7 protein-coding genes and 1 CRISPR repeat array (1 of these 8 cut by a window edge) are annotated in these 8,761 nt (G+C 65.1%); all 7 genes read left to right on the top strand.

Going from position 1 to position 8,761, the window contains the following annotated elements:
* Nucleotides 1–140 precede the first annotated feature (140 nt).
* From cas3 to cas2, 7 genes are read left to right on the top strand one after another with little or no spacing between them, the layout of a single operon-like run.
* Complete coding sequence (gene cas3, locus ACIY1X_RS09145) at nt 141–2,438, top strand: CRISPR-associated helicase Cas3' (protein ID WP_399679939.1); 2,298 nt, start codon at nt 141–143, stop codon at nt 2,436–2,438.
* A gap of 46 nt (nt 2,439–2,484) precedes the next feature.
* Nucleotides 2,485–3,159 (top strand): type I-C CRISPR-associated protein Cas5c, encoded by a 675-nt coding sequence (gene cas5c / locus ACIY1X_RS09140; protein WP_399679938.1) that lies wholly within the window; start codon nt 2,485–2,487, stop codon nt 3,157–3,159.
* Nucleotides 3,156–4,970 (top strand): type I-C CRISPR-associated protein Cas8c/Csd1, encoded by a 1,815-nt coding sequence (gene cas8c, locus ACIY1X_RS09135; protein ID WP_399679936.1) that lies wholly within the window; start codon nt 3,156–3,158, stop codon nt 4,968–4,970. Before cas5c ends, cas8c begins: the two co-directional genes overlap by 4 nt.
* Entirely contained in the window at nt 4,967–5,848 is an 882-nt protein-coding gene (gene cas7c / locus ACIY1X_RS09130) for a type I-C CRISPR-associated protein Cas7/Csd2 (RefSeq protein ID WP_399679935.1), read from the top strand. The genes cas8c and cas7c overlap by 4 nt, the downstream gene beginning before the upstream one ends.
* 25 nt (nt 5,849–5,873) lie before the next feature.
* The gene (cas4, locus tag ACIY1X_RS09125; protein WP_038210596.1) at nt 5,874–6,533 is read left to right on the top strand and encodes a CRISPR-associated protein Cas4; all 660 of its coding nucleotides are present in this window, start codon (nt 5,874–5,876) and stop codon (nt 6,531–6,533) included.
* Nucleotides 6,518–7,558, top strand: coding sequence for a type I-C CRISPR-associated endonuclease Cas1c (cas1c, locus tag ACIY1X_RS09120; protein WP_399679933.1), 1,041 nt, complete (start codon nt 6,518–6,520; stop codon nt 7,556–7,558). Before cas4 ends, cas1c begins: the two co-directional genes overlap by 16 nt.
* 9 nt (nt 7,559–7,567) lie before the next feature.
* Nucleotides 7,568–7,858, top strand: a complete 291-nt coding sequence (gene cas2 / locus ACIY1X_RS09115) for a CRISPR-associated endonuclease Cas2 (protein ID WP_399679931.1) — start codon at nt 7,568–7,570, stop codon at nt 7,856–7,858.
* 190 nt (nt 7,859–8,048) lie between these two features.
* A CRISPR array of direct repeats spans nt 8,049–8,761; the repeat unit is 31 nt; unit sequence GTCGCGTCCTCACGGGCGCGTGAGTTGAAAC (it continues 2,856 nt past the right edge of the window).

The following is an 8,761-nucleotide window of genomic DNA, read 5'->3' as shown; positions in this document are numbered from 1 at the left end:
TGGACCACACGCAGACCTCGATCGTGCTCAGCCGCAAGCTGGACCGGCGGCAGGCATGAGGGCGCGGGGCCGCTGGTTTTCCCCCAGCAGCTGCGATTCACCCCCCGCCTAGCATCCATGACACGAGGGAGAACAAAGCCATGGACGAAAAAGGCTGCAGCCGCGGCACATCGGCAACCACGTACTTCGCGCACTCACTGCCAGGCGAGGACGAGCGGTTCTGGCAACCCTTGCCGGCGCACCTCCTGAACGTCGGCGCGGCTGCCGGCGCATTCGCCAGCGTCTTCGATGCCCAGATGCTGGCTACCGTGCAGGGCTGGCTTCACGACCTGGGCAAGTACACCCTGCCCTTCCAGGAACGGCTGCGCGGCAGCCCGTTGCGCGTCGATCATTCGACCCATGGCGCACGCATCATCGCGCAGCAGCGCTTCGGGTTGGCCGGGCAGCTGCTGGCCTATGGCATCGCCGGACACCATGCCGGACTGGCCAACGGCCAGGGCGAAGGCGAACGCACCGCACTGGCGGATCGCCTTCGCAGCGCGGACCTGCCCGTGCTCGATCCCGTCTGGGAGCGGGACATCGCCCTGCCCGACAAACTCGGCCTGCCATCGGGCTTCAAGTTCTATGGCGAGACTCGCCAGCAAGCCAAGGATCGCCAGCCCTTCCAACTGGCATTTCTCACACGCATGCTGTTCTCATGCTTGGTCGATGCGGACTTCATCGATACCGAGCGCTTCTACCGCCAAGCGGAGAATGAGCCCGATCACCGCAGCTCGGGCCCACCCGCGTCGTCGCTGGGGGCACTGCGCAGCCAGCTCGACAGCCATCTCGGCCAATTCAAGGCCGACAGCGAGGTCAACCGATTGCGCAGCGACATCCTGCGCCACGTCCGCCAGCAGGCCGCGCGCGATCCTGGCCTGTTCTCGCTGACCGTACCGACCGGCGGCGGCAAGACCCTCGCCTCGCTGGCCTTCGCGCTGGACCACGCCATCGCGCACGGGCTGCGGCGCGTGATCTTCGTGATCCCGTTCACCAGCATCGTCGAGCAGAACGCCGCGGTGTTCCGCCAGGCCCTGGGGCCGCTGGGCGAGGCGGCCGTGCTCGAACACCACAGCGCCTTCGTGCAGGCCGACCCGCCGCGCGACGACCCCGAGCGCTACCAGTCCCTGGAGAAGCTGAAGCTGGCCATGGAGAACTGGGACGCGCCCATCGTCGTCACCACCGCCGTGCAGTTCTTCGAAAGCCTGTTCGCGGCCAAGCCCTCGCAGTGCCGCAAGCTGCACAACATCGCGGGCAGCGTGGTCGTGCTCGACGAGGCACAGACCATGCCGCTGAAGCTGCTGCGCCCCTGCGTGGCGGCGATCGACGAACTCGCACGCAACTACCGCAGCAGCGTGGTGCTGTGCACGGCCACGCAGCCGGCACTGGAGGCGCCGGCGTTCGAGGGCGGCTTGACGGACGTACGCGAGCTGACGCACGAGCCGACGCAGTTGTTCAGGCAACTGGAACGGGTACGCGTGCGGCATATCGGCACCCTGAGCGACGAAGCACTGGCCGAGCACATGCGCTCGCGCGAACAGGTGCTGTGCATCGTCAACAACCGCCGCCACGCGCGCGCCGTTTATCAGGCCATGGCCGATCTGCCGGGCGCCCGACATCTGACTACGCTGATGTGCGCCAAGCATCGCAGCAAGGTGCTGGCCGAGGTGCGGCAGATGCTCAAGGAGGGACTACCCTGCCGGCTGGTGAGCACCAGCCTCATTGAGGCTGGCGTCGACGTCGACTTCCCCACGGTGCTGCGCGCCGAAGCAGGCTTGGACTCGATTGCCCAGGCCGCCGGCCGCTGCAATCGCGAGGGAAGGCGTGCCCTCAACGCCAGCGACGTTCTGGTGTTCGCAACGGAGAACGAGGACTGGGCACCGCCTCCTGAACTCAAACAATATGCCCAGGCTGCCCGCGAAGTCTTGCGCCAATGCGAAGACGATCCGCTCTCGCCCGAGGCCATTGAACGCTACTTCTCGCTGCTGTACTGGCAAAAGGGCAGCGAGCGGCTCGACGAGCCCAACCTCATGGGTCAGCTCAGGGACAGCCGCCCCGACAGCCTGCCCATGGAAACGCTGGCCGCCAAGTTCCGCATGATCGACAGCGTGCAGATGCCGGTCATCGTGCCGTATGACGATGACGCGAAAAAGGCCATCGATGCCCTGACGTATGCCCAAGGTTGTGCAGGCCTGGCACGCAAGCTTCAGCCCTATCTGGTGCAGTTGCCACGCCAGGGCTTCGATGCCCTCTACAAGGCGGGGGCCGTGATTCCAGTGACGCCAGAGAAATGGGGCGATCAGTTCATGGTGCTGGCGCACGAGGGTTTGTACGACCCGCATTTCGGCCTGAGTTGGGATGACCCAACGCTCATCCGCCCGGATCTCTTGAGCTGGTAATATTTTGTAAACGAACATCTGAGACAGCCTGCCGGAGGGAAGACCCATGGGGTATGGAGTGAGACTCAAGCTCAGTGGTGAGCGCGCCTGTTTTACGAGGCCGGAGATGAAGGTCGAGCGCGTCTCCTATGACGTCATCACCCCCTCCGCCGCACGCGGCATCCTCAGCGCGATCCACTGGAAGCCGGCGATCGCATGGCGCATCGACCGCATCCACGTACTGAATCCCATCCGCTTCGAGTCCATCCGCCGCAACGAGGTTGGCGGCAAGATCTCGCCGGCCAGCGTGGCCAAGGCCATCAAGGCAAAGTCCACCGCGGACCTGGCGAACTACGTCGATGAGGACCGCCAGCAGCGCGCAGCCACCATCCTGCGCGACGTGGCCTATGTGATCGAGGCGCACTTCGACCTCACGGCCCGGGCCGGCGCCGACGATTCCGTGGGCAAGCACCTGGACATCTTCAATCGCCGCGCGCGCAAGGGCCAGTGCTTCCAGATGCCGTGCATGGGCGTTCGGGAGTTCCCGGCAGACTTCTCGCTGCTGGAAGAGGGTGACCCGCTGCCCGGCGCGCACGACAGCCTGCGCGGCGAGCGCGACCTGGGCTGGATGCTGCACGACATCGACTTCGAGCGGAACATGACGCCGCGCTTCTTCCGCGCGCAGATGGTGAACGGCGTGATCGACGTGCCGCCCTGGCACAGCGAGGAGGTGCGGGCATGATCCTCCAGGCCCTGAACGGCTACTACCAACGGCTGCTCGCACGCGGCGAGGAGGGGTTGGCTCCCTTCGGCTACAGCCCCGAGAAGATCAGCTACGAGATCCTGCTCGCGCCCGACGGCCGCGTGGTGGACGTGAACGACATCCGCGACACCTCGGGCAAGAAGCCCCTACCTCGCCTGATGAACGTGCCTCAGCCCGAGAAACGCACGGTCGGCATCAAGTCGAACTTTCTCTGGGACAAGACCAGCTATGTGCTGGGCGTCAGCACCACCAGCAAGCGTGCCGACAAGGAGCACGAAGCCTTCAAGACACTGCATCGGGAAAGCCTGGCCGGCACCGACGATCCGGGCCTGAAGGCATTGCTGGCCTTTCTTGCGGCTTGGACTCCGGAGCGTTTCTCGGAGCCGCAATCGCATTTCACCGAGGAGATGCGGGACGCCAACATGGTGTTCCGCCTGGACGGAGAAAAGACGTACCTGCACGAGCGCCCGGCTGCGCAGGCGATTCGCGCCCGGCTGCTCGCAGGCGAGGATGGCGAGGCTGCTGTGCTGGCGCCCTGCCTGGTGACCGGCGAGCGCCTGCCGATGGCACGCTTGCATCCCCCCATCAAGGGCGTGAACGGCGCGCAGAGTTCGGGCGCCTCCATCGTGTCGTTCAACCTGGAGTCGTTCGCGTCCTATGGCAAGAGCCAGGGCGAGAACGCCCCGATTTCCGAGCAGGCCGCGTTTGCCTACACCACCGTGCTCAACCACCTGCTGCGCCGCAGCGAGCACAACCGCCAGCGCATCCAGATCGGCGATGCCAGCGTGGTGTTCTGGGCCGAGGCGGAAGCCGATGATGAAGCCGAAGCTGCGGAAGAGTTTCTGGCCAACACATGGAACTGGGACGATCGCCCCACCGATGCCCAGGAGAACAACGCCATGGGCCTGGCTTTGGCCAAACTGGTTCAAGGCAAGCCTTTACATGAGATCGATCCGCGCTTGAGCGCATCGACACGGATCTACGTCCTGGGGCTGGCGCCGAACGCATCACGCATTTCGATCCGCTTTTGGTATGTCGACACCTTGGGTGCCCTCGCCCGGAATGTGGCTTGGCATGCGCATGACATGCATCTGGAGCCGGCCCCCTGGAGCGGAATGCCTGCGCTATGGCGTCTGGTGCTGGCCACAGCACCTTCACGTGACGGACGAGCCAAGGCAGAGGATGTACCACCTCAACTGGCCGGCGATCTGATGCGCGCCGTTCTGAGTGGCACGCGCTATCCCGGCAGCCTGCTGGCCAATGTCCTGATGCGCATGCGCACCGACGGTGATTTGTCGGGTGTTCGCGTTGCCATCTGCAAAGCCTTTCTGGCACGCCAACGGCGATTCAACTGCAATTCCAACGAGGAGGTACCTGTGAGTCTTGACAAGGAATCCACGAGCCCCGGCTACCGGCTGGGTCGTCTGTTCGCCGTGCTGGAGTCCGTGCAGCGCGCAGCGTTGGGCGGGCAGGTCAACGCCACCATCCGCGACCGCTACTACGGCGCGGCCTCGGCCACGCCGGCGTCGGTGTTCCCGGTGCTGCTGCGCAATACCCAGAACCACCTGGGCAAGCTGCGCAAGGACAAGCCCGGCTTCGCCTTCAACCTGGAAAAGGACATCGCGGAAATTGTGGATGGCCTGCCCGAGCACTTTCCCCGCAGTCTGCGTATCGAGGCCCAGGGCCAGTTCGCGATCGGCTACTACCACCAGTCGCAAAGCCGCTTCCGCAAGGCCGCAGACGGCAGCGATGCCGACACCGAATCCACCACCGAGGGAGCCTCCGCATGACCGCCATCGCCCATCGCTACGAATTCGTCTACTTGTTCGACATCACCAACGGCAACCCCAACGGCGACCCCGACGCGGGCAACCTGCCGCGCCTGGACCCCGAGACGAACCGCGGACTGGTCACGGACGTGTGCCTCAAGCGCAAGGTCCGCAACTTCGTGAGCCTGGACAAGGAGGATGCCGCAGGCTACGCGATCTACATGCAGGAAAAGGCGATCCTGAACAACCAGCATCGCAAAGCCTATGACGCCATCGACGTCAAGCCCGAGGACAAGAAACTGCCCAAGGACGAGGCCAAGGCGCGCGAGATCACGGCCTGGATGTGCGCCAACTTCTTCGACATCCGCAGCTTCGGCGCCGTGATGACCACGGGCGTGAACGCGGGCCAGGTGCGCGGGCCGATCCAGATGGCTTTCGCCACCTCCATCGACCCGGTGGTGCCGCTGGAGATTTCCATCACCCGCATGGCCGTGACCACCGAGAAGGAAGCCGAAGCCCAGAGCGGCGACAACCGCACCATGGGCCGAAAGCACATCATTCCCTATGGCCTGTACCGCGCTCATGGCTTCATCTCGGCCAAGCTGGCCGAGCGCACGGGCTTCTCGAACGAGGATCTCGATCTGTTCTGGCGCGCGCTCATCAACATGTTCGAGCACGATCGCTCCGCCGCCCGCGGCGAGATGGCCGCGCGCAAGCTCATCGTGTTCGAGCACGAAAGCGCAATGGGCAACGCACCCGCGCACGTGCTGTTCGACGCCGTCAAGGTGCAGCCCGCGCGGGGCGACGAGGCCGCAGCACCGCGTGCCTATGCGGACTATGAGGTGAGCATCGACCGCGCGGCCATTCCGGCCGGCGTGACGGTGCGCGAGCTGATCTGAAGCCACCTGCGCGAGGGGCCTGGCGATGGATGACGACGCCATCCCCCTCTCTGCCCTGCAGCACCACTTGTACTGTCCGCGGCAGTGCGCGCTGATCCATGTGGAGCAGCTTTGGGAGGAGAACCGGCACACGGCCGAAGGCCGCGTGCTGCACGAGAAGGCCGACAAACCCAGGATCGAGCGCCGCAAGGGCGTGCGCACGGTCCTGGCCATGCCGCTGGCTGCGCCTGAGTTGGGCATCACGGGCATCGCCGACGTGGTGGAGTTCCACCAGACGGCAGATGGGGAACGCGCCTTCCCGGTCGAGTACAAGCGCGGCCGTCCCAAGGCCCACCAGGCCGACGAAGTCCAACTCTGCGCCCAAGCCCTGTGCCTGGAATCCATGCTGGGGCAAACCGTCCCCGCCGGCGCGCTGTACTACGGGCAGACCCGCCGCCGCACCGATGTGCCGTTCGATGCCCCGCTGCGGCAATTGACGCTGAACACCATCGCCGCCGTGCGAACCATGTTGGCGGCCGGCGTCACACCCACGGCCCGCTACGACCGACGGCGCTGCGACGCGTGTTCTCTGCTGGATCTGTGCCAACCCAAGCTGCTGGGGCGCACGCGCAGCGTCAACGACTGGCTGGCGGCGCAATGGCGTCAGGAAACGGAAGCGAAAGGCGCACCGTGCGAAGACAACTGAACACCCTGTACGTGACCACCGAAGGCGCCTGGCTGCGCAAGGATGGGGCCAACATCGTCATGGAAGTGGAACAGCAGGAGCGTGCCCGCCTGCCCGTGCACATGCTCGAGAGCCTGGTCTGCTTCGGGCGCGTGCTGGTGTCGCCGCCCTTGCTCGGCTACTGCGCGGAGCAAGGCATCTGCACGAGCTTTCTCACGCCCAACGGGCGCTTTCTGGCGCGCGTGGAAGGGCCAGTCTCCGGTAACGTGCTGCTGCGCCGCCAGCAGTACCGCGCCAGCGACGATCCGCAGCGCTGTGCGGCCATCGTGCGCAACGTGCTGCTGGGCAAGCTGCACAACCAGCGCGCCGTGTTGGGTCGGGCCCTGCGCGACCACGGCGACAAGCTCAAGCCCGATGACGAAGCCGCGCTGACCCACGCTCATCGACGGCTGGACCGGCTGGCCGACAAGCTCATGCCGGAAACGGACCTGAATCTGCTGCGCGGCTACGAAGGCGAAGCCGCGCAGGCGTATTTCGGCGTGTTCGACCATTTGATCCGTATCGACAACCCGGCCATGCGCTTTCAAGGTCGCAGCCGCAGGCCTCCGCGCGATGCGGTCAATGCGCTGCTGTCCTTTCTCTACACGCTGGTCACGCACGACTGCCGCTCGGCCCTGGAGAGCGTGGGCCTGGATCCGGCCGTCGGCTTCCTGCACCGAGACCGGCCCGGCCGGCCCAGCCTCGCGCTGGACCTGCTTGAGGAGTTTCGCCCGCTGCTGGCAGACCGGTTGGCGCTGTCGCTGATCAACCGCAAGCAGATCGGTGAGCGGGATTTTCAATACATGGACAACGGCGCCGTGCTGCTGACGGAGACATCGCGCAAGACCGTGCTGACGGCCTACCAGGAGCGCAAGCGCGAGGAACTGCGTCATGTCTTCGTCGAGGAAAAGGCCGCCATCGGGCTGTTTCCCTTCATCCAGGCGCAATTGCTGGCCCGCCATCTGCGCGGTGACCTGGACGCCTATCCGCCCTTCCTGTGGAAATGAGGTGCGCCCATGATGGTCTTGGTCAGCTATGACGTCAGCACCCAGGACAAGGCGGGCGCGCGCCGGCTGCGACGCATCGCCAGGGCCTGCCTGGACTATGGACAGCGGGTACAGTTCTCCGTCTTCGAGATCGAGGTGAACCCTGCGCAATGGGTCGCCTTGAAGCACCGGCTGGTGCAGATCATCGACACCACCCAGGACAGTTTGCGCATCTACTACCTGGGCAGGCAGTGGCAGAGCAAGGTGGAGCACATCGGGGCCAAGCCGGTTCTCGATCTGAACGCACCTTTGGTTTTCTGAAGTCCACAATCACTTGCGAACCCTGAGCGATCGCCGCGACCCAGTGGAGGTTCGCGGCCTAGTAAGCTGTTGTCGCTGCTGGTTTTTTTGTTCTCCTATTTTGGAGAGCAGTACTTCAAGCACAGAAGCACTCGTGGTTCGCGAGAAGGCCGGGTTTTTTCTTGGCGTAGGAAGTCGCTATAACTGCGCCGTCGCGTCCTCACGGGCGCGTGAGTTGAAACACGCCGAGCGGCCTTGTCCATCGACCGGCCCTGATGTCGCGTCCTCACGGGCGCGTGAGTTGAAACGTGTTGTCGGTGCTTGGGTCGGTTGCTCAGTTTGAGGTCGCGTCCTCACGGGCGCGTGAGTTGAAACATGAACGGGGAAACCGACTCGCTCGAGTTCCCCGTCGCGTCCTCACGGGCGCGTGAGTTGAAACATCCTGCCTGGGCAGACGGCCAGCCTCGACCTGGTCGCGTCCTCACGGGCGCGTGAGTTGAAACCGGCACTCCGGCCTGAGACACGAGCCAGAGCACACCGTCGCGTCCTCACGGGCGCGTGAGTTGAAACGCCCTGGTCAAGGCCAAAGGGCTCCCTGCTCTGGTCGCGTCCTCACGGGCGCGTGAGTTGAAACTGCGAAGGCCCTACCGCTGACACGTCGCGGCAGGTCGCGTCCTCACGGGCGCGTGAGTTGAAACTCTCGGGCCGGATCCATTCCGGCATCGCGCTGGGTCGCGTCCTCACGGGCGCGTGAGTTGAAACTGGTGCCGTGGACAGCAATGGCGACCCGATCCCCGTCGCGTCCTCACGGGCGCGTGAGTTGAAACCCCCTGGACAACAACGAGTTTGCATCCTCCCCGGCCGTCGCGTCCTCACGGGCGCGTGAGTTGAAACGCTCGCGGCGCTCCAGTTCGGCAACACGCG

The organism is Xenophilus sp., assembly GCF_044462705.1.
GTDB classification, from domain to species: Bacteria; Pseudomonadota; Gammaproteobacteria; order Burkholderiales; family Burkholderiaceae_C; genus Xenophilus; species Xenophilus azovorans.
Note: the sequence above shows the minus strand (reverse complement) of the source record. Positions and strands in the feature narration are given on the sequence as shown.

Bases quoted from the DNA above. Each gene is read 5' to 3' on its own strand.
- cas3 (WP_399679939.1), top strand. From the start codon at position 141: ATGGACGAAAAAGGCTGCAGCCGCGGCACATCGGCAACCACGTACTTC.
- cas5c (WP_399679938.1), top strand. From the start codon at position 2,485: ATGGGGTATGGAGTGAGACTCAAGCTCAGTGGTGAGCGCGCCTGTTTT.
- cas8c (WP_399679936.1), top strand. From the start codon at position 3,156: ATGATCCTCCAGGCCCTGAACGGCTACTACCAACGGCTGCTCGCACGC.
- cas7c (WP_399679935.1), top strand. From the start codon at position 4,967: ATGACCGCCATCGCCCATCGCTACGAATTCGTCTACTTGTTCGACATC.
- cas4 (WP_038210596.1), top strand. From the start codon at position 5,874: ATGGATGACGACGCCATCCCCCTCTCTGCCCTGCAGCACCACTTGTAC.
- cas2 (WP_399679931.1), top strand. From the start codon at position 7,568: ATGATGGTCTTGGTCAGCTATGACGTCAGCACCCAGGACAAGGCGGGC.